23 protein-coding genes are annotated in these 22558 nt (G+C 73.1%); 13 read left to right on the top strand and 10 right to left on the bottom strand.

Annotated features, from left to right (window positions below):
* Positions 1-109: 109 nt before the first annotated feature.
* The 4 genes from AB6L24_RS15560 to AB6L24_RS15545 all read left to right on the top strand — a co-directional run bounded on the left by AB6L24_RS15560 (position 110) and on the right by AB6L24_RS15545 (position 4443).
* A complete protein-coding gene (locus AB6L24_RS15560) occupies positions 110-1159 on the top strand; it encodes a D-alanine--D-alanine ligase (protein WP_405655816.1) in 1050 nt (349 codons plus the stop codon).
* 65 nt (positions 1160-1224) lie between these two features.
* On the top strand, positions 1225-1947 hold the full coding sequence (locus tag AB6L24_RS15555) for a maleylpyruvate isomerase family mycothiol-dependent enzyme (protein ID WP_405655815.1): 723 nt from the start codon (positions 1225-1227) through the stop codon (positions 1945-1947).
* A 202-nt stretch (positions 1948-2149) separates the two neighbouring features.
* Entirely contained in the window at positions 2150-2332 is a 183-nt protein-coding gene (locus AB6L24_RS15550; protein WP_405655814.1) for a hypothetical protein, read from the top strand.
* A gap of 101 nt (positions 2333-2433) precedes the next feature.
* A complete protein-coding gene (locus AB6L24_RS15545; RefSeq protein ID WP_405655813.1) occupies positions 2434-4443 on the top strand; it encodes a hypothetical protein in 2010 nt (669 codons plus the stop codon).
* Positions 4444-4537: 94 nt separating this feature from the next.
* Here the strand turns inward: AB6L24_RS15545 and AB6L24_RS15540 are convergent, their stop codons facing one another.
* Together AB6L24_RS15540 and AB6L24_RS15535 are read right to left on the bottom strand one after the other, a co-directional pair.
* Positions 4538-5227 carry a hypothetical protein gene (locus AB6L24_RS15540; protein ID WP_405655812.1) on the bottom strand — a complete coding sequence of 230 codons (690 nt, stop codon included), beginning with the start codon at positions 5225-5227 and terminating at the stop codon, positions 4538-4540.
* 89 nt (positions 5228-5316) lie between these two features.
* Positions 5317-5715 (bottom strand): hypothetical protein, encoded by a 399-nt coding sequence (locus AB6L24_RS15535; protein WP_405657237.1) that lies wholly within the window; start codon positions 5713-5715, stop codon positions 5317-5319.
* Between AB6L24_RS15535 and AB6L24_RS15530 the strand changes: the two genes are divergently transcribed.
* Entirely contained in the window at positions 5605-5991 is a 387-nt protein-coding gene (locus AB6L24_RS15530) for a DUF3592 domain-containing protein (RefSeq protein WP_405657173.1), read from the top strand. The genes AB6L24_RS15535 and AB6L24_RS15530 overlap by 111 nt on opposite strands.
* 78 nt (positions 5992-6069) lie before the next feature.
* Here the strand turns inward: AB6L24_RS15530 and AB6L24_RS15525 are convergent, their stop codons facing one another.
* Positions 6070-6429, bottom strand: a complete 360-nt coding sequence (locus AB6L24_RS15525; protein WP_405655811.1) for an alpha/beta hydrolase — start codon at positions 6427-6429, stop codon at positions 6070-6072.
* 566 nt (positions 6430-6995) lie between these two features.
* Complete coding sequence (locus AB6L24_RS15520) at positions 6996-7142, bottom strand: hypothetical protein (RefSeq protein WP_405655810.1); 147 nt, start codon at positions 7140-7142, stop codon at positions 6996-6998.
* A 372-nt stretch (positions 7143-7514) separates the two neighbouring features.
* Between AB6L24_RS15520 and AB6L24_RS15515 the strand changes: the two genes are divergently transcribed.
* The 3 genes from AB6L24_RS15515 to AB6L24_RS15505 all read left to right on the top strand — a co-directional run bounded on the left by AB6L24_RS15515 (position 7515) and on the right by AB6L24_RS15505 (position 10313).
* Positions 7515-8699, top strand: coding sequence for a sensor histidine kinase (locus AB6L24_RS15515; protein WP_405655809.1), 1185 nt, complete (start codon positions 7515-7517; stop codon positions 8697-8699).
* Complete coding sequence (locus AB6L24_RS15510) at positions 8696-9457, top strand: response regulator (RefSeq protein ID WP_405655807.1); 762 nt, start codon at positions 8696-8698, stop codon at positions 9455-9457. The genes AB6L24_RS15515 and AB6L24_RS15510 overlap by 4 nt, the downstream gene beginning before the upstream one ends.
* A gap of 121 nt (positions 9458-9578) precedes the next feature.
* A complete protein-coding gene (locus AB6L24_RS15505) occupies positions 9579-10313 on the top strand; it encodes a maleylpyruvate isomerase family mycothiol-dependent enzyme (RefSeq protein ID WP_405655806.1) in 735 nt (244 codons plus the stop codon).
* A 60-nt stretch (positions 10314-10373) separates the two neighbouring features.
* Here AB6L24_RS15505 and AB6L24_RS15500 read toward each other — a convergent pair whose 3' ends face one another.
* A complete protein-coding gene (locus tag AB6L24_RS15500; RefSeq protein WP_380853610.1) occupies positions 10374-10796 on the bottom strand; it encodes a MarR family winged helix-turn-helix transcriptional regulator in 423 nt (140 codons plus the stop codon).
* Positions 10797-10883: 87 nt separating this feature from the next.
* Here AB6L24_RS15500 and AB6L24_RS15495 point away from each other — a divergent pair, with 87 nt between their 5' ends.
* Together AB6L24_RS15495 and AB6L24_RS15490 are read left to right on the top strand one after the other, a co-directional pair.
* Positions 10884-12434, top strand: coding sequence for an MFS transporter (locus tag AB6L24_RS15495; RefSeq protein WP_405655805.1), 1551 nt, complete (start codon positions 10884-10886; stop codon positions 12432-12434).
* Between the two features lie 155 nt (positions 12435-12589).
* A complete protein-coding gene (locus tag AB6L24_RS15490) occupies positions 12590-12934 on the top strand; it encodes a DUF6332 family protein (protein WP_405655803.1) in 345 nt (114 codons plus the stop codon).
* Positions 12935-12959: 25 nt separating this feature from the next.
* On the opposite strand, the gene AB6L24_RS15485 is transcribed toward AB6L24_RS15490, so the two are convergent.
* The 3 genes from AB6L24_RS15485 to AB6L24_RS15475 form a co-directional block, all read right to left on the bottom strand.
* Positions 12960-13625, bottom strand: coding sequence for a response regulator (locus AB6L24_RS15485; RefSeq protein WP_405655802.1), 666 nt, complete (start codon positions 13623-13625; stop codon positions 12960-12962).
* A complete protein-coding gene (locus AB6L24_RS15480; RefSeq protein ID WP_405655800.1) occupies positions 13622-14911 on the bottom strand; it encodes a sensor histidine kinase in 1290 nt (429 codons plus the stop codon). Before AB6L24_RS15480 ends, AB6L24_RS15485 begins: the two co-directional genes overlap by 4 nt.
* Positions 14912-15087: 176 nt before the next feature.
* Entirely contained in the window at positions 15088-16290 is a 1203-nt protein-coding gene (locus AB6L24_RS15475) for a geranylgeranyl reductase family protein (protein ID WP_405655799.1), read from the bottom strand.
* A 132-nt stretch (positions 16291-16422) separates the two neighbouring features.
* Between AB6L24_RS15475 and AB6L24_RS15470 the strand changes: the two genes are divergently transcribed.
* Together AB6L24_RS15470 and AB6L24_RS15465 are read left to right on the top strand one after the other, a co-directional pair.
* Positions 16423-17778 (top strand): dipeptidase, encoded by a 1356-nt coding sequence (locus AB6L24_RS15470; RefSeq protein ID WP_405655798.1) that lies wholly within the window; start codon positions 16423-16425, stop codon positions 17776-17778.
* A gap of 155 nt (positions 17779-17933) precedes the next feature.
* Positions 17934-18809, top strand: coding sequence for an NmrA family NAD(P)-binding protein (locus AB6L24_RS15465; protein WP_405655797.1), 876 nt, complete (start codon positions 17934-17936; stop codon positions 18807-18809).
* A gap of 20 nt (positions 18810-18829) precedes the next feature.
* Here the strand turns inward: AB6L24_RS15465 and AB6L24_RS15460 are convergent, their stop codons facing one another.
* Both AB6L24_RS15460 and AB6L24_RS15455 read right to left on the bottom strand, forming a co-directional pair.
* Positions 18830-19477: a response regulator gene (locus AB6L24_RS15460; RefSeq protein ID WP_405655796.1), complete on the bottom strand. Its 648-nt coding sequence runs from the start codon at positions 19475-19477 to the stop codon at positions 18830-18832.
* Positions 19478-19563: 86 nt separating this feature from the next.
* The gene (locus AB6L24_RS15455; protein ID WP_405655794.1) at positions 19564-20823 is read right to left on the bottom strand and encodes a sensor histidine kinase; all 1260 of its coding nucleotides are present in this window, start codon (positions 20821-20823) and stop codon (positions 19564-19566) included.
* A gap of 305 nt (positions 20824-21128) precedes the next feature.
* Between AB6L24_RS15455 and AB6L24_RS15450 the strand changes: the two genes are divergently transcribed.
* Positions 21129-22502 carry a tannase/feruloyl esterase family alpha/beta hydrolase gene (locus tag AB6L24_RS15450; RefSeq protein ID WP_405655793.1) on the top strand — a complete coding sequence of 458 codons (1374 nt, stop codon included), beginning with the start codon at positions 21129-21131 and terminating at the stop codon, positions 22500-22502.
* Positions 22503-22558: the final 56 nt, after the last annotated feature.

Raw genomic sequence — 22558 nt, 5'->3', positions numbered from 1 at the left:
CAACTCGGAGACCGGACGCACCGCATTGCCGTACGCGGCAAGCTCGGTGACGGGATTGGGTGACGGGATTACGACGGTACTGCCGACGCCTGGCGGGTAATGCTGGTCCATGAGGATTGTCGTGCTCTGCGGAGCGGAGAGCCTCGAACGCTACGTCTCCCTGGAATCCGGCCTGTCGGTGGCCCGCGCGTTGACGGAGCTGGGGCACGAGGTCGAGGTGATCGACCCGGCCGCCCCGCACCCGGTCCTCGCAGGGCCGACGCGCGACTCCGGCGCACTGCCACGGTTCACCTCACCGGGCGGCCTCCCCGACAGGGACGAGGCGGAGGACCGACGGCGGATGTTCACCGCTCTCACCCGCGGCCCCGTCCGGGACGCGCTGCTCTCCGCCGACCTGGTCTTCCTCGCACTGCACGGAGGCTGGGGCGGCGACGGGCACGTGCAGTCCCTCCTGGAGATGGCCGGCATCCCCTTCACCGGTGCGGGCAGCGCCCAGTGCAGCCTCGCCTGGGACAAGCGCCGCACCCTGCAACTCCTTCCGCACGCGGGCGTGCGGGTCGGGCCGTGGGCGGCGCACCGCACCGACGACGGACAGCTGCCGCCGGAGTCCGTCGCGCTGCTGAAGGAGGGCCCTGTCGTGGTGAAGGCCGCGGCAGGCACGGCCCACGAGATGCTCCATCTGGTGTGCGTGGAGGACGAGTTGTCCCGCGTGCTCCACGGCACGCCCGGGGGCGAGGAGGTGGTGCTCACCCCCTATCTGCCCGGCCGGGAGTTCTCGGTGGGGGTGCTGGGTCGCCGCGTACTGCCCGCCGTTGAGTACATGTTCGACGGCCCCTTCCTGGACTACCGGGCGAAGTACGCCGAGGGCGGCGCGTCCCACGCCTGCCCCGCTCGGATCCCGCCCCGCCTCGAGCAGCACCTGCGCGAGCAGGCCCTCCGGGCCCACCGTGCCGTGGGCCTCGGGGACGGGGACTACTCCCGCTCGGACTTCCGCTGCGACCGGCGGGGAGAACCGCACTGCCTGGAGGTGAACGCCTGCCCGGGGCTGCGCACGGTCAGCGCCCTCGCGCACTCGGCCGAAGGCGCCGGCATCCCCTACGTCGGCCTCATCGACCAGATCCTGCACATGCGGCGGCACGGAGATCACAGCGAGCGCTAGGTCGTCCCGTTTCGGACCGGCGGAGGCGCGTATCGTCAGGAGATCTACGTGGTTAGGCTTTCACGGTGGTCAACTCGCCTATAGCTCCTGACGAAGTGGTGGTTCGGGTCTCGCGGTCGCATGCCCGGCTGCTCGAACTGGTCGATCGACTCGACGACCGGGAGAAGGACTCACCGTCCGCCCTGCCGGACTGGACCCGCGGGCACGTGCTCCAGCACCTCGCCGACAACGCCCGCGCCTTCGAGCGGCAGGCCCTGGCCGCCGCGCGGGGCGAACTCGTCGACATGTACGACGGCGGCCAGGCGGAGCGCGACCAGTCCATCGACCGGGGGGCCGCTCGGCCCGTGGCCGACCTGCGCGAGGATCTGATCCTCGCCCAGCAGGCGCTCGTCGCCACATGGGGCCGACTGACGGCGGCGGACTGGCAGCGCACGGTCCGCTTCCGCCACGCACGGGTCCTTGACACCGCGCTGGCGCGCTGGCGAGAGGCGGAGATCCACGCCGTCGACCTCGCGGTCGGCTACCGTCCCCGCGACTGGCCGCGGGAGTTCGCCCTGCACGCGCTGGACTTCCTGTCCGCTCGTGCCCCCGTCGGCACGCGGCTGGCGCTGCGGGCCACGGACGACGCGTTCTCCCGGGTGCTGGGCGCGGGCACGGAGGTCGAGGTCTCCGGTCCTGTGCGTGACCTCGCGGCCTGGATGGCCGGCCGGAGCACCGATGAGCGTCTGGAGACGACCGGCTCCCACATGCCGGACCTGGGGCCCTGGCCCCCTGACCCCGCGGACTGACGTGCAGGCGGCGCACCTGCCCGCGAGAGCGGATGCGCCGCCTGACGGCCCGGCCGTGCCAGGTGGGGGCCTGCGCCGGTCGGGTTTCCAGGCGGCGTACCAGCCGCGCCAGGCGTTGGACGTGTAAGTGCTCCGCCAGTGGGTGCCGTTGGCGGCCTTGACGACGAACGTGCGTCCCCCGTGGCCCCAGTAGGCGTGGACGGTGTCGACGGCGCGCCCGTTGTTCGGCATCTGCTTCCAGCCGCCGGAGGTCTTCCAGATGTGCCAGATCTTGTTGTTCGAGGTGATCGCGAAGACCTCGTCGGTGGTGCGGTCCTGGTGGGCGGTCCAGTTCACCTTCAGGACGTGGCTGTTGCACTTCACGACGGCTCTGTGCTGGAAGTAGGTGCCGCCGTGGCAACTGGCACTTGCCGTGCCCGCGCCGTGGTTCATAGCGTGGCTCGCGCATGCGGCAACGGTGGGGGCACACGGGGGGGGAACCGTGCGATGGGTCGACCGGAAACGCCTCTGGATCCCGGCGCGGGGCCGGTCCAGGAGTTCGCGTACGCGTTGCGGAAGTTGCGCCAGGAGGCCGACAGCCCCACGTACCGGCAGATGGCGCGGAGCGCGCGCTACTCGGTGACGGCCCTCTCGCAGGCGGCCGCGGGCACGGCCCTGCCCTCCCTCGCCGTCACGCTGGCCTATGTCCGCGCCTGCGGTGGGAACGTGCCGCAGTGGGAGGACCGGTGGAAGCAGGCCCACGAGGCGACGGCGCTCGCGGAGCCGCGCGACGACAAGATGCAGCCGCCCTACCAGGGTCTTGCCCGGTTCGAGCCGGACGACCACGACCGGTTCTTCGGGCGCGACGCCCTGGTGGACGTCGCACGGGCCCTGGTGGGTGAGCACCGGTTCACGGCCGTGCTCGGCCCTTCCGGCAGCGGCAAGTCCTCCCTGCTGCGCGCCGGGCTGATCCCCGCGCTGCGGGCTCGGACGGACGGCGTGGCGGCGATCCGTATCCTCACCCCCGGCGAACACCCCTCGCGCACCCACGCCCCGGCCCTGCAGCCAGCCGACGGCGACGGCGACACCGTCGTCCTCGTCGACCAGTTCGAGGAAGTCTTCACGCTCTGCCACGACCCGGCAGAACGCGCCGCCTTCATCGACCGACTGCTCGCCGCCCGCGAACCGGCCGGCAGGCTGCGCGTCGTGATCGCCGTCCGCGCCGACTTCTACGGCCGCTGCGCCGAACACCGCGCCCTGGCCGACGCCCTCACCGCCTCCAGCCTCCTGGTCGGCCCCATGAGCGAGACGGAACTGCGCGAAGCCGTCGTCCAACCGGCCAAGGCCGCGGGCCTGATCGTCGAGCGCGACCTCACCACCCGGCTGATCAGCGAGACCAAGGACGAACCGGGCGGACTGCCGCTGCTGTCCCACGTGCTCCTGGAGACCTGGCGCCGCAGCCGCGGCCGCACCCTGACCACGGCGGCGTACGAGGCAGCGGGCGGCCTGCACGGAGCGATCGCCCAGACCGCCGAGACCGTCCACACCCAACTCACCGCCACCCAGGCGGACCTCGCCCGACTCATCCTGCTCCGCCTCATCACCCCCGGCGAGTGCGCCCCGGACACCCGCCGCCCCGCGCCCCGCTCCGAACTCGACCTCACCGAGGACACCGGAGACGTCGACCAGGTCCTGGACCGGCTCGCCCGTGCCCGCCTCATCACCCTCGACGAGGACACCGTGGACCTCGCCCACGAAGCCCTCATCACCGCCTGGCCCCGCCTCCGCGGCTGGATCGACGCCGACCGGGAACGACTGCTCGTACACAGGCGACTGACCGAGGCAGCGCACGCATGGGCCCAACTCCATCACCACCGCGACTCACTGTGGCGGGGCCCTCGCCTGACTGCCGCCGAGGAACACTGGACCACCCCGTCCCAGCAGCAGTCCCTGACCTCCCTGGAGAGAGACTTCCTCCGCGCCGGCACAGCGGCCCGCCGCCGCGCCCGCAGACTCCGGCGCGTCCTGGTCTCCGTCGTGTCGGTCCTTGCCGTACTCGCATCGCTGGCCGGCGGCCTGGCCCTGCAACAACACCGCACCGCGGAGCGGCAGTACGAGGAACAGGAGGGCCGCAAGGCCGCCATGGCCGCGGTCAGCCTCATGGCGTCCCCTTCCGGGCGCGACCGCATCCTGGGGATGAAGCTCAGCGTCGCCGCCTGGCGCATCGCGTCGGTGGAGGAGACCAAAGCCGTACTCAGCCAGGCACGGTACATCCAGTACACGTCCGAGCGGCTGTCCTTCCCCCGTGATCCGGCCACCGCCGACCCCGAGGAAGGAGAGGAACTGCGCCGCACCCTCTTCAAGGGACGCCAGACCTTCAAGATCTTCCTCGCGGACGACTACGACGGCGGCAAGGGCTTGGCAGGCATGGCTGACGCTCTCTGCGCCTACTTCGGTGGCCCTTCTCGCCAGGAGTGGAACTCGATACTGCGTGCTCCTTATCGGGACGTCTGCTGATGCCGCCGTCCGCAGGGCACACCACGAGGCAGGCCTGGTGCGGGCCGGTCGAGCAGACGCGGCCCGGCGGTGAAGTTCCCGTCCCCGCCGAGGCCTACGGGGCCCTCTGGCTGTCCGCGATGCGCTCGACCTCGATCAGCTGGGCCGCGCCGATGCGGCCGTCGTCCAGGGAGAGCAGCCAGGGCAGCAGCTCGGGCGTGACGTGCAGCTCGTCGTAGAAGCCGAGATGGAGATCGGCGAGATCGTCCTCGATGAGCCAGCGGTCGAGTGCGTCGCGCAGGTGCAGGTCCGATGCCTCGGTGCGGGTCTCGGCCCAGATGGCCAACCAGGGTACGGACGTGCCCTCGGTGGTCGAGAGTACGCCCAGGATGTCAGTGACATGCCCGATGCCTGGGTGGGTGTGCAGGGCCGAGCGCCACCAGGCGTGCCAGAGCCGCTCCAGAGCTGTGCGCTCCGGCGCGGGCCAGTTCTGCCAGTCGGCGGTGAGCAGGCGTGAGGCGACCAGGCTGTGGTCGAGCTCGTCCGCGGTGAGGAGGCGGACGATCCGGGGCGTCAGCCGTCGGTACAGGCCGGGGAAGTCGTCCCAGTGGTTGAACGCCTCGTGCGCGACGCAGGAGATCAGCTCGTCGGAGACCCGGGGCACGGGACCGGCCAGGGCTTCGAGATCAGCGGCGCTGTAGCAGTAGGTGCAGCCGCCCACGGAGACGGACAGCTCCGCCAGCGGTGCGAAGGCAGTGTCCAGAGCGTCGAGTGCGTCGTGGAACTGCTGGTGCGGGTCGATCATGACGTGCCTGACAGGACTCCGTCCGGACGTGCCGGAGAAGAGAGGGACGCTATCACGGACCAACCGTGGGACTGCCGGGACTCCGTACGTCACGTTGAGCAGGACGGCGCGCAGTGCCGTGTCGCCTGCGGACCGGCCAGGACATCGAATCCGTACCCGAAGGCGGCGGTCCCGCCGAGCACCAGGACCGGCAGGCCCAGTCGGAGCAGGTCCTCCTTGGCCTCGCCCTCGAACCCGCCGAAGAGGCCCCTCAGTACCACCAGGAACTGCCTCCAGCACCAGGAACCGCCCCCGGTCGATGTGGCGTCCACCACCGCGACAGGAGTACGGGAAGCGTCGCGCGCAGCGTGGAAGGGGAGGCGGCCGTGTGGGTTGCGATGTCGCTCCTTGCCGGTCTCACCCTCCTCGGGTTCGGCACCCATGAGGCCGTGCTCCAACGCCGCCTCCAGCGCGACGGCGTCCGTGTCAGGGGCCTGGTGGTCCGCCATCACAGGGAAGGCTCCGGAATGGACGGTGACCCCGTCTACTTCGCGATCGTCGAATTCGCTGACGCGCGGGGCAGCCGGCACACCTTCCAGGCCGGGTCGTCCGGAGTCAAGGGCTTTCCCGTGGGCGGCGGGGTCCCGGTGCGCTACCTTCCCGACGCCCCGAAGAGCGCGCGCATCGACCTGCGCGGACGGCGAATCGGGGAGGTCACGGCACTTCTCGCGGGCAGCGCCGTGTTCACCGCCATCGGCATCTGGCTGCTCGTCACCGGTCGTTGAGCCCGTCCCTCGGACCGTGTGCTTCCGCCGTCGCCGTCTTCGACTGCTCGAAAGGCCTTCCGCACAGGCCGACCTCTCCTACTTCTGCCCGGCCGAGCCCCGGCACGTCACGTCCTCGGCGGGCAGCCTGCCCGTCGTCAGACAGACCGTCGCGGCCCTGTCCGCGCAGCGGTTGCCGTCGGGCGCGTAGAGGACGCCGTGTCCCTCGCCGCCGACGACGGTGAGCATCCGGGAGCCGCGCAGGGCCCGGTGCATGGCCCGGGCGGCGAAGAGGGGCGTCTGGGAGTCCCACTCGTTCTGTGCGATCAGCACGCCGCCCTTGTTGTCGATCCTGGTCTGCGGCTCGCTGCCCCGCGCCCATACGGCACAGGGTCGGACGGCGGCCTTCCGTACGTGGAAGAACGTGCTGTTGTCGGCCCGGTGCGGGAACAACTGCATGTAGACGGCGCCGAGGTAGGTGCCGTACGAGGCCCCCCAGACTTGTACGGGGTGTCATTCTGCTCGTCCGCGGTGAGACCGCAGCTGACGGGGCTGCTCCGCCCGACGCCCCGCGGGTCGAAGCCGACGAGGTCGTAGCGCCGCTTCACCTCCGCGGGGAACTTCATGAGCGGGTCGGCCGGCAGACCCAGTCCCGGCCCGCCGGGGCCGCCCGGCTTGAGCAGCAGAACGCCGCAGCGTTTCCAGCGGAGCTACCGCTGCGTGAACTGTCGCAAGGACTCCTTGGCGGTCGAGGTGTCGGATGCCTTGGACGGGGCGGAGAGCGTTTCGGGCGCAAACGCCGCGAGGGAAGCTGCCGCCAGGCCCGCGGAGAGCACGACGGCCATGCGGGCTTTCTGTTTCGCAAGGTGATGCTCGTCCTTACGGTGATGCTCGTCCTTGTCGAGAAGGGCGGTCCTTGTCGAGAAGGGCGGTCCTGGTCGAGAAGGGCGAGGGGGCGAGGAGGAAGAGGAGAATGCAGGGGGCGAGGAAAGTCGGCTGCCGGTCCGCCGGTGCGGGAAGGCCGGTCAGTTTCCGTTCAGGTGCTCGCGGACGCACTGCGTGTACTGGTGGAGGCTTTCGGGCTGGTAGCACTCCTGCGTCTTGTTCGCGTACCAGACCATGAAGACGGCGACCAGCCCGGACATCACGATCGCGAGGGACGACGTCACCACGGCGGTGACGGCCTTGCCCCGGCCGACGCCTGTCCGCCCGTACGGCGTTGTTCTGCCGTACGGCCTGGTGCTGCCGTACGACCTTGTGCTGAGCGGACACCTGGCGGTCCGGCGGCGTCTCGATTTCCTGGGCGTTCATCAACCCGTCCTTCCGTCCCGTCGATTGCTGAGGCCCTGATTCTGGTTTTCGGGGCGCACGCGCACATCGCGGAAAGGCAGGAGAATTCCCTCCCCCGATCGAGGGAGGCCGAAGGTGGGCCGACCGGTCATGCTTGCCTGGCCATGTCCAGAGGAATCCGGCCGCTGCTGCGCGGGTCCACGTATTCGGGTGCGCTCTTCGCCTCTTGCGGCGCGTTGGCGAGCCTTCCCCTGTTGCCGTTCGCAGCACTGCCGGCGATGGCGTTGTCGTCCGCGTCACTGGGAGTGCAACTCGCTCTGACCCTGCTGGCCTGGTCCGTACTGATCGGCGTGATCGGGCTGGCCCGCACCACGCGGCGGGTGCTGGTCGCCTGCGCCCGGCGGATGCTGGGGGTGCCGCTGCCGGACCCCGTGGACGGACGTCGACGCGCGGGTTCGCCCGATGACGGGACGGCCTCCTCGACGGCGTCGGGCGCCGACCGCCTGCGGACCCCGCTCTGGCTCCTGGCGCACGTGGCGCTGGGGTGGGCGGGGGCGCAGCTGAGCGTCCTGCTGTTCGTCGCGGGCCTGCTCCTGCCCGGCGGTTGGGCCGGCGCGGAGGCCGGGGTGAGTGTGAACGGCTGGACGCTGCGGGCGGAGAGCGGCTGGCAGAGCTGGGCAGCGGCGCTCTGCTGCCTGCTCCTTGCGGTGGCGCTGTGCCCGGCGGTGACGTTCGCCCTGCGGTGGCTTGCGCCCAGGCTCCTCGGCCCGTCGTCGGCCGAGCGGCTCGCGCTGGCGGCCGAGCGGGAGCGGGCCCTCGCCGCACGCAACCGGCTGGCCCACGAACTGCACGACTCGATCGGGCACACCCTGACGGCCGCCACGATCCAGGCAGCCGTGGCGGGCGAAGTGCTCACCGCCGACCCGGTGGCGGCGCGCGCCGCCCTGCGCAGCATCGAGGAGTCGACCCGGGCCGCCCTCGAGGACCTCGACTATGTGCTGGGCATGCTCCGCGAGGAGAAAGCGGGGACGGCGCCCGCCCGCACCCTCGCCGACCTGCCCGAGCTGCTCGACCGGCTGCGGCACGCGGGCGCGGTCCTCGAGCCGGAGCTGTCGGGCGACCGCGCGCAGGTGCAGGGCACGCTCTCCCGGGCGGCGTACCGGATCCTGCAGGAAGGCCTCACGAACGCGCTGCGGCACGGGGCGGGCGGCCCGATCCGGGTCACGGTGGCGGCCGCGCCGGACTCACTGGAGCTCGAGGTGGTCAACCGGACCGGAACCGGAACCGGAACGCGCCCGGGTGCCTTCCCGACGTCCGGGCACGGACTGCCCGGCCTCATGGAGCGCGTACGGCTCCTGCACGGCGAGATCGCGGCCGGACCCGACGGACCGGAGCACCGGCGGCTCGCGGTCCGGCTGCCGGTACGCTTGCCCGCATGACCGGCTCACCCGCGAGCGCGGCGGTCATGACCGGCCCCGACACGAACGCAGCCGTCACCCCCGGCCCCGACCCGAGCGCAGCGGACCCCGCCGACGCCTCCGGCCGCACCACCCTCCTGATCGCGGACGACGACGAGGTGACCCGCAGCGGCCTGCGCACCCTGCTCGCCCTGCAGCCCGGGATCGACGTCGTCGGGGAGGCCGCCGACGGCGTCGAAGCGGTCGAGCGGGCGCGGCAGTTGCGGCCGGACGTGGTCCTGATGGACGTACGGATGCCGCGCCGCAACGGCATCGAGGCCACCCGGCAGCTCCTCGCCGGTCCTGCCGAACCACCGAAGGCCGTGGTGATCACCACCTTCGAGAACGACGACTACGTCACCGCCGCACTCGGCGCCGGAGCCAGCGGCTTCGTCCTCAAACGGCTTCCCGTCCCCAAGATCGCGGAGGCGGTGCGCGTGGTCGCGGCGGGCGAGGCGATCATCTTCCCGGCGGCCCTGCGCCAGATGGTCACCGCCCGCCCGCGGGGATCCGCCGAGGCGCTGCCGCAGGCCGCGCTGACGGGCCGGGAGGAGGAGGTACTGCGCCTGATGGCCACGGGCCGGTCCAACCCGGAGATCGCAGAGTCCTGCAGGGTGAGCCTGGAGACGGTGAAGACCCACGTCGGGAACGTGCTGACCAAGCTCGGCGCGCACAACCGGACGCACGCGGTGGTGATCGCGTACGAAACCGGTCCTGTCGTGCCCGGGGTCACGGGCTGACGCGACATCAGGTGGTCAGCCCCCGGCCTGCCGGTGCCGCTGGACCCGCCTCGCGGGCGATCCGCCCCTGCCCCGAGAAATGTGGCGCCCTGGAGCCCGCTCCATCCTGCACAATCCCGGCATGAAGACTGCTGAGCACATGGAACTCCTGGAGCGCGAAGGCACGTTGCTGGCGGACGCGGCGCGGGAGGCGGGGCTGGACGCGCCCGTGCCGACCTGTCCCGACTGGCGGGTTCGCGACCTGCTGCGGCACACCGGCACGGTGCACCGCTGGGCCACCCGGTTCGTCGCGGAGGCGCTGCCCGGGTTCGAGCCGTGGCAGGAGCGGCTCGACCTGGACGGCGACGCCCTCCTCGACTGGTTCCGGGAGGGGCATGCCCGGCTGGTCGCCGCGCTGCGGGAGGCGCCCGCGGACCTGGAGTGCTGGACGTTCCTGCCCGCGCCGTCGCCGCTCGCCTTCTGGGCACGGCGGCAGGCCAACGAGACGGCTGTCCACCGGATCGACGCGGAGTCGGCGCGCGGCGGTGCGCTGTCGGCGCTGGACGCGCGGTTCGCGGCCGACGGGATCGACGAGTTGCTGCGGGGGTTCCACGGACGCGCGAAGAGCCGGGTGCGGACGGCCGAGCCGCGCGTACTGCGGGTGCGGACGACGGACACGGAGGGGACGTCGACGTGGACGGTACGCCTGTCCGCCGACGTCGCCGTCACCGAGCAGGGGGAGACGGCGCCGGCCGACTGCGAGGTGTCGGGCGCGGCCGCGGACCTCTATCCGGCCCTGTGGAACCGGCGGTCGTTCCCGGAGGTGTCGGGGGACGCGGACCTCGCGGCGCTGTGGAGCGAGAAGTCGGGGGTCTGAGGCACCGGCCCGACCGCGTGCGCCGGGTGTGACGTCGGGCGTCCACGCCCCGGCCAGGCGTCAGGCGCCCGCCCCCGGAAGCATCCGGGCGAGGACCGCCCGCTGCACCGGCCGTGCCTCGGCGTGCACCTTGCGCCCCTTGTCGGTGAGGCAGACCCGGACGCCGCGGCGGTCCTCGTTGCACATGCCGCGCTCCACCAGGCCGTCCTTCTCCAGGCGGCCGATGAGGCGGGACAGGGCGCTCTGACTGAGGTGCACGTGGCAGGCGATCTCCTGGACGCGGAAGGCGTCGTCGCCGTCCTCCGCAAGGCCCGTGGCCAGCACGTCGAGCACCTCGAAGTCGCTCGCGCCCAGGCCGTGCTGATGCAGCTCGCGGTCCAGCTCGCACTGGGTGCTCGCATGCACCGCGAGGATCTCCCGCCACTGCTTCACGAGCCGCTGCTCGGCGTCAGTCGCCGCGGGCCCGGCCTTGGTCGCCGCCATGGACGCACGGTAGCAGGAACAGGACCTTTATTGCACATGAATTAAATGCACTTGCATTGAATGCATGTGCATGCGAGCCTCCTCGGCATGACTTCTCCGCTCCCCTCCGGCTCCACCGGCCTCCCCGGCCAGGCCGGCCCCGCAGGCTCCGCCTCCCCGTCCCAGGAGCGCTGGACCCCGCGCCTGTGGGGCACGCTGCTCGTCCTGTGCGCAGCGATGTTCCTGGACGCCCTCGACGTCTCGATGGTCGGCGTCGCCCTGCCCTCCATCGGCTCCGAACTCGACCTGTCCACCTCGTCCCTGCAGTGGGTGGTCAGCGGCTACATCCTGGGCTACGGCGGTCTGCTGCTGCTCGGCGGACGCGCGGCCGACCTGCTCGGGCGCCGTGAGGTGTTCCTGATCGCGCTCGGCGTCTTCGCCCTGACCTCGGTGCTCGGCGGGCTCGTCGACTCCGGTCCGCTGCTCATCGCGAGCCGCTTCGTGAAGGGCCTGAGCGCCGCGTTCACCGCCCCCGCGGGCCTGTCGATCATCACCACGACGTTCGCCGAGGGCCCGGTCCGCAACCGCGCCCTGTCCATCTACACCACCTGCGCCGCCACCGGCTTCTCCCTCGGCCTCGTCCTGTCCGGCGTGCTCACGGAGGTCAGCTGGCGGCTCACCATGCTGCTGCCCGCGCCCATCGCCGTGATCGCGCTCATCGCCGGTCTCAAGCTCATCCCGCGCTCGGCGCGCGAGGAGAAGCGCGGCGGCTACGACGTGCCGGGCGCCGTCACCGGCACGGCGTCGATGCTCCTGCTCGTCTTCACCGTCGTGCAGGCCCCCGAGGTCGGCTGGGCCTCCGCGCGCACGCTGCTGTCGTTCCTCGCGGTCGCCGTCCTGCTCGCCGTCTTCGTCCGCATCGAGCTGCGCACCCCCAACCCGCTCATCCGCCTCGGCGTGCTGCGCTCCGGGCCGCAGATCCGGGCCCAGCTCGGCGCGGTGACGTTCTTCGGCGGGTACGTGTCGTTCCAGTTCATCGCCACCCAGTACCTCCAGTCGCTGCTCGGCTGGTCGGCCCTGGAGACGGCGCTCGCGTTCCTGCCCGCGGGCGTGATCGTGGCGCTGTCCGCCACGAAGATCGCCGGTGTCATCGACCGGTTCGGCACCACCCGCGTCATCGTGACGGGCTTCGCGCTGCTCGTGGCGTCGTACGGCCTCTTCCTGCGCATCGACCTGACGCCCACGTACGTCGCGGTCATCCTGCCGTCGATGGTGCTGCTCGGCATCGCGTGCGCGCTGGTCTTCCCCTCGCTCAACATCCAGGCCACCAACGGCGTCGACGACCACGAGCAGGGCATGGTCTCGGGCCTCCTCAACACCTCGATCCAGGTCGGCGGCGCGGTGATCCTCGCCATCACCACCGCGGTGATCACGGCGTCGGACGGCGGCTCCGCCGAGGGCACCGCCTCGCCGCAGGCGGTCCTCGACAGCTACCGGCCCGGCCTGGTCCTCGTGACGCTGTTCGCACTCGCGGGCCTGCTCATCAACCTCACCGGGCTGCGGGCACGCCGCAAGCAGCAGACCGTCGTCGTCGCCAAGTCGCCGACCGCGGCGCCGTCCCGGGAGAGCGCGGACGAGCGGGTGGCCGTGGGCGACTGAGACGAGCCGGTTCGTCCTTCAGGTGTGGAACGGCCCGGCGTGGATCCCACGCCGGGCCGTCTCCTGCCTCCCCGGACGCCCGGAGATTTCCTTGCCTACCGGGCATTCGGCTGTGAGACTCCCCGTACAGGACGAACTGCGGGGGAACGGGAATCATGGACGAGGCAGTGGGCCAGGGGCGGCGCAGCCAGGCCGAGCGGGACGCCATCACGGTCGAGATCGGGTACGCGCTCGCGAGCGCGACGGCCGTGGCGCTCGCCATCATCGGCGTCGTCGTGGCCGGTCCCGCGATCGCGTTCAGCCTGTCGGAGTCCACCGAGCGCGCCCTCCTCGGCGTGGGCGGTTCGCTCGCGGCGACCGCGTTCGTGGCGCGGCTCGTGACGGTGCTGTGGCGCTTCACCACACGCCAGCGCGAGCGGCGGGCCCTCGGCGACACGGGTGTCACCGGGGGCGGGATCGCCGACGGCGGCCGTGACAGGGGCGGCGCGGGCCTGTCGTGACGGGGGCGGTCGGTCCGGTGGCGGATCAGCCCAGCCAGCCCGGCCTGACGAGGCCCGCCTCGTAGGCGAGCACGACCAGTTGGGCCCGGTCGCGGGCGCCGAGTTTCACCATCGTGCGGCTGACGTGCGTCTTCGCGGTGAGCGGGCTGACGACGAGGCGGCGGGCGATCTCCTCGTTCGACAGGCCGATGCCGACGAGGGCCATCACCTCCCGTTCCCTTTCGGTGAGTTCGCTCAGGGTCTCGGCTGCGGCGGGCTCCTTGGAGCGCGCGGCGAACTCCCCGATGAGACGGCGCGTCACACCGGGCGAGAGCAGCGCGTCCCCGGCGACCACCGCACGTACCGCGCGCAGTAGTTCTTCGGGCTCGGTGTCCTTGACCAGGAACCCCGAGGCACCGGACCGGATCGCCTCGAAGACGTACTCGTCCAGCTCGAACGTGGTCAGCATGACCACCTTCACGCCGTCCAGGGCCGCGTCCCCCGTGACGCGCCGGGTCGCTTCGAGGCCGTCGAGCACCGGCATCCGGATGTCCATCAGGACGACGTCGGGCCGAAGTTGCCGCACCAGACGCACCGCCTCGTCGCCGTCCGCCGCCTCACCGGCGACCTCGATGTCCGGCTGCGCGTCGAGCAGGGCCTTGAACCCGGCGCGGACCAGCGACTGGTCGTCGGCGAGCAGTACGCGGATCACTGGGTCTCCTCGGGTGCGGTGCGGGTGGGCAGGACCGCCGTGACGCGGAAGCCGCCGTCGGGGCGCGGGCCCGCCTCGATCGTGCCACCGAGGGCGGCGGCGCGCTCCCGCATTCCGGCGAGTCCGTTGCCGCTGCCGCCCGCCTCCGCCCCGGTCGCGGGCCCCTCGTCGTCGACGCGCAGGGTGACGGCGTCGGGAGCACGGTGGACCAGGACAGTGGCTGTCCTGGATTCCGAGTGCCGTACGACGTTCGTCAACGCCTCTTGGACGATGCGGAACGCGGCCAGATCCGCGCCGGGCGGCAACGAGGCGCGGCGGCCCTCGGTCGTGACGGTGACGGTGAGCCCGGTGCTCCGGGCCTGCTCGACGAGTTCGGGGAGGCGGTCGAGCCCCGGGGCGGGGGCGCGCGGGGCGGCGCCGGGGGCGCGGAGGGTGTCGAGGACCTGGCGGACCTCGCCGAGCGCTTCCTTGCTCGCGGCCTTGATGGTGGTCAGGGCGGTGCGGGCCTGCTCGGGGTCGGAGTCGAGCAGGGCGAGGCCGACGCCCGCCTGGACGTTGATGACGGAGATGCTGTGGGCGAGCACGTCGTGCAGTTCCCGCGCCATGCGCAACCGCTCCTCGTCGGCGCGCCGCCGGGCCGCCAGCTCCCGCTCGGCGCGCTCCTTGGCCCACTGCTCGCGGCGGGTGCGGGCCAGCTCGGAGACGGCGGCGATCGCCACGACCCAGACGGCGATGACGACTTCCCCGCCCCAGGAGCTGGGGCCGTCGTCGCCCGGCGGGAGGTACTGGTAGAGCCAGTGCGCGATCAGCAGGTGCCCGGCCCACAGCATGCCGACGGCGCCCCACGCCGCGTACCGGTGCCCGGCGACGACCGCCGCGAAGCAGCCGACGGCGACGGTGATGAGGACCGGCCCGTACGGGTATCCGGCGCCGAGGTACACCAGCGCCGTCCCGGCGGTGGCGTACGCCACGAGGACCGGGTGGCGGTGCCGGAACAGGAGTGACGCCGTGCCCGCGAACAGCAGCGCCCGCGCGAAGCCGTCAGGTGACTCGCGGTCGGACTGGCCCTCCGCGGCGAAGGTGGTGCCGACCTGCACGAACACGGTCAGCACCGCGGTGGTCAGCCACGGCAGGCGGCGCGTGGCCGCGTCCCCGATCCGCCACCACGGCGGGCCCTGGTGCCACCACGGCGGCCCCTGCCGCCAGGCCGCCGGTCCCCGGCGCGGCGGCGGCCCGCCCGCTGTCCGGGGCGGGCCGCCGCCGTCGCGCTGATGCTGCTGTTCCATGGCAGTCACGCTAGACCGGGGCGTCCGCGGAGGGCGTCCGCCAGGCGTGGCGATCAGGCGTACTCCCGGTGGAGTACGAGAGGGGGTGCGCGGTGGGGTGCGGGAGCCCTGGCCCGGCGGCCGTCAGGGACCCGGCCTGACGGCCCGGGCCTCCGCCAGGGGCGGGTCCCGCCGGACTACCGGTCCAGTCGGCTCAGCGCCCGTCCCGCCAGCGGATGCGTCCGGACCAGCTCGGCCAGCGTCATCGAGCCGCGGGTGATCTTGGCGAAGGCGTTCCACGCCGGGCGGAAGCCCGTGATGGCCGTGTGCAGCAGGCCGGGGCGGCGCTCGAAGACGTTCAGCATGCGGCGGCCGACGCTCATCTCCACGCCGAGGCCCGCCTTGATCGCGAACGCGTAGTTCAGGGCCTGGCGGCGGGCGTCCACCGCGTCGTGGGCCTCCGCGATGCGCACGGCCCACTCCCCCGCGAGCCGCCCGGAGCGCAGCGCGAACGAGATGCCCTCGCGGGTCCACGGCTCAAGAAGGCCCGCCGCGTCGCCGCACACCAGGACGCGCCCGCGCGAGAGCGGCGAGTCGTCGCTGCGGCAGCGCGTGAGGTGGCCGGAGGACAGGCTCGGCTCGAAGCCCGCGAGGCCGAGGCGGGCGATGAAGTCCTCCAAGTACCGCTTCGTGGCGGCGCCTTCGCCGCGCGCGGAGATCACGCCGACGGTGAGGGTGTCGCCCTTGGGGAACACCCAGCCGTAGCTCCCGGGCATCGGTCCCCAGTCGATGAGGACGCGGCCCGCCCAGTCCTCCGCGACGGTCTCGGGCACCGGGATCTCCGCCTCCAGGCCGAGGTCCACCTGGTCGAGCTTCACGCCGACGTGCGCTCCTATGCGGCTGGCGCTGCCGTCGGCGCCGATGACGGCGCGGGCCAGGACGGTCTCGCCGCCCTGGAGGACGACGGCGACGGTGCGCCGGTCGGGCACGGCGGGGCCGTGCTGCTCGACGCGGCTCACCGTGGCGCCCGTGCGCAGCTCCGCGCCCGCCTTCTGGGCGTGCTCGACCAGCTGCTGGTCGAACTCCGGGCGGTTGATCAGCCCGAACAGCATGCTCCTGGAGCGCCGGGTGCGGGCGAACTTGCCGTCCAGGGAGAACGTCACCGCGTGCACGCGGTCCTTGAAGGGCAGCTCGAACCCCGGCGGCAACGCGTCGCGCGAGGGGCCGATGATGCCGCCGCCGCACGTCTTGTACCGCGGCAGTTCGGCCTTCTCGAGGATCAGTACGCTGCGTCCGGCGACGGCTGCCGCGTACGCCGCCGAGGCGCCCGCGGGGCCCGCGCCGACCACGACGACGTCCCAGACCTGCCGCGCGTCGTCCGCTGAGTTCTCGCTGCTCACGTTGGTCTTCCGCTCCCGATCCCGCTCTTGGCCGCGCTCTCTTGAGGCATCCTACGGCGCACGCTTCCGCGATCCGCCTGTGGGAGGATCACGTACACCCCGCACAACGTCGCACCCACGAGGAGCGTGCCCATGTCGCCGCATCCGATCGCCGAGACCGTCGCCTCCCTCATGCCGAAGGCGAAGGCGGAACTCACCGAACTGGTGGCGTTCAAGTCGGTGGCGGACTTCGAGCAGTACCCGAGGAGCGAGAGCGAGGCCGCCGCGAACTGGGTCGCCGACGCGCTGCGCGCCGAGGGCTTCCAGGACGTCGCGCTGCTCGACACCCCCGACGGCACCCAGTCGGTGTACGGCTTCCTGCCGGGCCCCGAGGGCGCGCCGACGGTTCTGCTGTACGCGCACTACGACGTGCAGCCGCCGCTCGACGAGGCCGGGTGGGCCACGCCCCCGTTCGAGCTGACGGAGCGCGACGGCCGCTGGTTCGGGCGCGGCAGCGCCGACTGCAAGGGCGGCATCGTCATGCACCTGCTCGCGCTGCGCGCCCTGAAGGCGAACGGCGGCGTCCCGGTGCACATCAAGGTCATCGCCGAGGGCTCGGAGGAGCAGGGCACGGGCGGCCTGGAGCGGTACGCGGAGGAGCACCCGGAGCTGCTGCGCGCGGACACGATCGTCGTCGGTGACGCGGGCAACTTCCGCGTCGGCCTGCCGACGGTGACCGCCACGCTGCGCGGCATGACTCTCGTCCGCGTCCAGATCGACACCCTGGAGGGCAATCTGCACTCCGGTCAGTTCGGCGGCGCGGCGCCGGACGCGCTGGGGGCGCTGGTGCGCGTCCTCGACTCGCTGCGCGCCGAGGACGGCTCGACGACGGTCGACGGCCTGGACAGCGACGGCGTCTGGGAGGGCCTGCAGTACAGCGAGGCGGACTTCCGCAGGGACGCCAAGGTCCTCGACGGCGTCGGACTCATCGGCGAAGGGTCGGTCGCCGACCGCATCTGGGCCCGCCCGGCCGTCACGGTCCTCGGCATCGACTGCCCGCCGGTGGTCGGCGCGACGCCGTCGGTGCAGGCGTCGGCGCGTGCGCTGATCAGCCTGCGGGTGCCGCCGGGCGTGGACGCAGCCGCGGCGACGAAGCTGCTGCGCGCCCACCTGGAGTCCCGCACGCCGTGGGGCGCCCGGGTGAGCACCGAGCAGATCGGCCAGGGCCAGGCCTTCCGCGCGGACACCACGAGCCCCGCCTACGAGGCGATGTCCGGGGCGCTCAGCGAGGCCTACGACGGCGAGAAGATGCAGGCCGCCGGCATGGGCGGCTCCATCCCGCTGTGCAACACCCTCGCCGCGCTGTACCCGGAGGCGGAGATCCTCCTGATCGGCCTGAACGAGCCGGAGGCCCAGATCCACGCGGTCAACGAGAGCGTGTCCCCGCAGGAACTGGAGCGGATGTCGGTCGCCGAGGCGCTGTTCCTCCAGCGGTACGCGAAGAGCTGACGCGACGGCGACGGTACGGGGCCGGAGCGCGGTACGGGACTGGGGCGACCCGGCCCCCGGCCCCGGCCTCGTACCTGGAATTCCTCGGCGCCCGGCGGGCGTTGGCGCGAACACGAGCTTGATCGTGTTCGCGTCCACGTTTCTGGAGGGGTTCGATGACGGTACTGGTCACCACGCCGAACGGTGCGGTGGGGCGCCATGTGGCGGCGGCGCTGCGCGACCGCGACGACGTCCGGTTCTTCGTGCGTTCCGATGCCGGCGCGCGGGCGCTCGGCGCGGTGCGCGGTGCGGTCGTACGCGGTGACGCCACCGTCGCGGCGGACGTCCGGCCCGCGGTCGCGGGCGTGGACCGGATGTATCTGGCGCATCCCTTCGCGGTGGACCAGGTGGCGGCCGAGACGGGGCTCGTGGACGCGGCGCTCGACGCGGGGGTGCGCCGGATCGTCAAGCTCGGCGCCCGGCCGTTCGCGGGCGCGGGGATCGTGCCGGACGCCGTCACCGGCGCCCACGACGTCGTCACCGGGCGGCTGCGCGCGGGCGGGGTGCCCGAGCTGACGGTGCTGCGGCCCGACCGCTTCCTGCAGAACTTCCTGCCGTCGGCCGACGCGATCGCCCGCGGCACCTTCGCCGACCCGGCCGGGCCCGCCGGAGCCCGCGGCTATGTCGACGTGCGCGACATCGCGGACGTCGCCGTCGCCGAGCTCCTCGCGGAGCGACCGGTGGGCGGCGACATCGACCTCAGCGGCCCCGAGGCCCTGACCCTGCCGGACCTGGCCGACCGCTTCGGCGCGGCGCTCGGCAGGCCCGTCGCGTACGTCGACGTGCCGCTCGACGACGCCTGGCGCACGGGACTCACCGACGGCGGGGTGCCGCCCGGGGTCGTGGACGGACTGCACGACCTGTACGCGAACTACCGTGCCGAGGGCGTGGCGGGGCTCGGCGACGGCGTGCGCCATGTGCTCGGCCGCGCGCCGCGCTCGGCGGCGGACTTCGCGGCGGAGGTGCTTGTGCCCGCGGTGTCCGAGGGCTGACCGGACGGGCTGGACTCTGCTCACAGCAGCCCGCGGTCCCGGGCGTACAGCGCGGCCTGGGCGCGTCCGCGCAGGCCGAGGCGGGTGAGGATGCGGGAGATGTGGTTCTTGACGGTGCCCTCGCTGAGGTAGAGGCGGGAGGCGATCTCGCGGTTGGTCGCCCCGGCCGCGACCAGCCGGAGGATGTCGACCTCCCGGGCGGTGGGTTCGGGCTCGCCGTGCGGGGGTGGCGGTGGTGCGGCCGGGGCCGGTGGCGGCGCGGGCGCTGCGGCCAGGCGCCGGGTGACCGCCGGGTCGAGCTGGGCCACGCCGCGGTGCGCGAGGCGTACGGCGGCGGCCAGTTCGGCCGCGGGCAGGTTCTTCAGGAGGTAGCCGACGGCTCCGGCCCGCAGTGCCTGGACGACGTACTCCTCGTCGTCGAACGTCGTCAGCATGACCACCTTGCAGCCGGGCGCGCTGCTCCCGATGGCCGTCACCGCCTCGACGCCGTCCATGCCCGGCATGCGGACGTCCATGAGGATCACCTCGGGCGCGAGGGCGAGCGCCGCGTCGACGGCCTCGGCTCCGTCGGCCGCCGTACCGACGACGCGGATGCCCGGCTGGATGCCGAGCAGGGAGGCGATGCCTTCGCGGACCAGCTCTTGGTCGTCCACCACGAGGACGCGCACGGGGGCGGGGGCGCCGCCTGGGGGCTGTGGGAGTTGTGGCGGCTGTGGGGGTTGCAGAGGCTGTGGAGTCTCCGGGGTCTCTGAGGTCATGGCTCGCCGCCCGGCGTACGCGGCACCGTCACCGTGAGCGCCGTCCCCGCCCCGGCCTCGCTCTCCATGTGCAGTGCGCCGCCGAGGAGTTGGAGCCGTTCCCGCAGGCCGCGCAGCCCGACGCCCGAAGCCCCGCCCGAGGCCGCCGGGTCGGGCAGGCCGCGCCCGTCGTCGGCCACGATGAGGCGCGCGGCGGACGGGCCGTACTCCAGGGACACCGTGACGTGCCGGGCGTCGGCGTGGCGGCGGGCGTTGGTCAGCGCTTCCTGGGCGGCGCGGTACAGCGCGGTCAGCCGGTCCGCGTCGTACCCGGTCTCCGCTCCGGTGATGCCGAGGGTGACGCGGGGCCGGCCGGTGTCGGCGTGGCGGACGAGGTCGGTGAGCGCGGCCGACAGGGAGAACGGATCGGCCTCGGCGCGCAGGGCGCGGACCGACCGGCGCACCTCGTCGAGGGCGCGCGCCGCCGACCAGCGGGCGTCGGCGACGGCACGGTCGGCCGCCGCCGCGTCGAGGGCGCGGAAGGCGTCGGCCTTCTCCAACTGCACGGCGATGGCGGTGAGGTGGTGGCCGAGGCTGTCGTGGATGTCGCGGGCGAGCCGGTTGCGCTCCTGGGCCGTGGAGAGTTCGGCGACCCGCGCCGCGTACTCCCGCAACTGCCGGTGGGACGCGGTGAGTTCACGCACGGTCGACTCCAGGCTCCGCCGGGCCTCCTGCTCGCCCGTCGCGACGGCCGCCATCGACACGGCGAGCACCAGGCCGAGCCCGAACATCAGCAGGTCGGAGATCGCCCCGGCGTCCGCGTACCAGCCGTCTGCCGTCAGCGCGTACCGACCGAGCAGCGCGCCCGCGCAGCCCGCGCCGAGTGCGAGGCTCGCGCGCCGCCCGAACGCGAAGTACGCGGTGAACGGCACCAGGACGAACAGCACCCGGGACAGGCCCGCGCTGTCGCAGGCGGCCACGGCGAAGAAGAGTCCGACGCGCAGGATGAGGACGGCCGCCGCGACGATGCGGTGCCGCGCGCCCGTCCGGCACCAGTGGGCCTCGGCCGCATCCAGGGCGAACAGGGCAGCCACGGCGGCGATGAAACCCGCTGTGCGCGCGGGGTGTTGGGGGTCGTCCCCGACGATGTCGTAGTACACGCCCGCGAACAGCACGGCGGCGTAGAGCACGGAGGAGACCCACGGCACGGGGCGTGACGGCCGGCTCTCCGCCATGCGCGCTTGGGGCGCGCCCAAGGGGTGCACCGTCGCCGTCATCCGCGCCTCCCGGTGCGTGTCCGCCCCGAACGGGCTTGGCTGTCACGGTACTTGGGACGGCTCGGCCACAGCGAGGCTTCGGGGGCGTCCGGTCGACTGTGGCCGTTCGGCATGTGCCGTACGGCCAACTGCCCCTCGAAACCCGCCCGCACACATGGCCGCCGCCCTGGCCGGTCGGCACTTATGGCCGTCCCCAGCCGCTCCCTACGGTCGCCCTGCACCGCTCCGAGTACCGACTCTCCCGTCGAGCGGGGACGCACCCGCCCCGAGCGGGGGGCCGGACCACCGACCGAAGGAGCCCACACATGATGTTCCGTCACCTGACACTGGCCGCAGCGGCGTCACTCCTCATCACGCTCACCCCGACCACCGCCCTCACCCCGACCGCCGCAGCCACCCCGGACACCACCCCTTGCCCCGGCGACCGGCTCCGTGTCCCCGGCGCCGAGCGCACCGTGGCCGCCTGCCTCCGCGACCTCACCACGGCGGGCACCGTCGCGTCCGGCCACACCGACCCCGCGGACTGGGCGGGCCTGGTGGCGCCCGGCACCCGCAACCCGAGCGGGGTGCCCGGCGTCCAGCTCGACGGCTACTTCCCCGACTCCTCCACCACGAACGGCACCCACGGCTGGGACCACGACAGCCAGTTCGTGATCCGCCTTCCGGAACGCTGGAACGGCGGCCTGGTCGTGGCGGGGCCGCCCGGGGTCCGCGAGCAGTACGCCAACGACCGCACCATCGCCGACCACGTCCTCGCGCGGGGCTACGCGTTCGCGGCGACCGACAAGGGCAACACGGGCCCCACGCTGTACCGGGACGGAAAGCGCCCCGGTGACGCCATCGCCGAATGGCATCGGCGTCTCACCCAGCTCACCGTCGCGGCCAAGAGCGTCGCGGCCCGGCACTACGGCCGCGCGCCCCGGCACACGTACGCGGCGGGGATGTCCATGGGCGGCTATCTGGTGCGCTGGCAGCTGGAGAACGTGCCGTGGCTGTACGACGGCGGTCTCGACTGGGAGGGCGTCCTGCTGACCCGCAGGTCACCGAACCTCCTGGCGACGCTGCCGCCCGCGCTGCGTGCCTACCCACGGCTCCTGGCGGGCGAGCCCGGCGCACGCGAGGCGCTGCGCGCCGCGGGCTATCCGCCGGAGTCCGAGCCGCTGTGGGAGACGCACCACCGCACACAGTGGGACACCTTCCAGCGCCTCATCCGCGAAGAGGTCGACCCCGGCTACGACGGCGCCACCGAGGCCGGGACGCCGTTCTGCCGCGAGGGCACGGGCAAGGGCTGCGACACCGACTACGACTACGCGGCCCGCCCGCGCGCGGTCCACGACACCCTGGGCCGCCTCTCCCTGACCGGCCGCGTCCAGCGCCCCCTCGTCACCCTGCACGGCACCCTCGACGCCCTCGTCCCGATCGGCCCCGGCTCCGACCGGTACGCGCGCCTCGTGGAACAGGCGCACCGCGGGGACAAGCACCGCTATTACCGCGTCACCGGCGGCAACCACACCGACGGCCTGTACGGCGCGCACCCCCGCCTCGTGCGCCCCATGCTGCCCTGCGTACGCGACGCCTTCGACGCCCTGACGGCGTGGGCCGAGGACGGGACGGCCCCGCCGCGCAGCCGCACGGTGCCCCGCCCGGACGGCGACCCGGTGCAGGACTGCACGCTCTGACCAGCCGGTCGTCCCGCCGCGGCGCACGTCACGCAGCGGTGCTTTGCCCTGGGCAG

The organism is Streptomyces sp. RK9, assembly GCF_045070545.1.
GTDB lineage: Bacteria > Actinomycetota > Actinomycetes > Streptomycetales > Streptomycetaceae > Streptomyces > Streptomyces alboflavus.
This window is presented reverse-complemented; position numbering and strand designations above follow the sequence as displayed.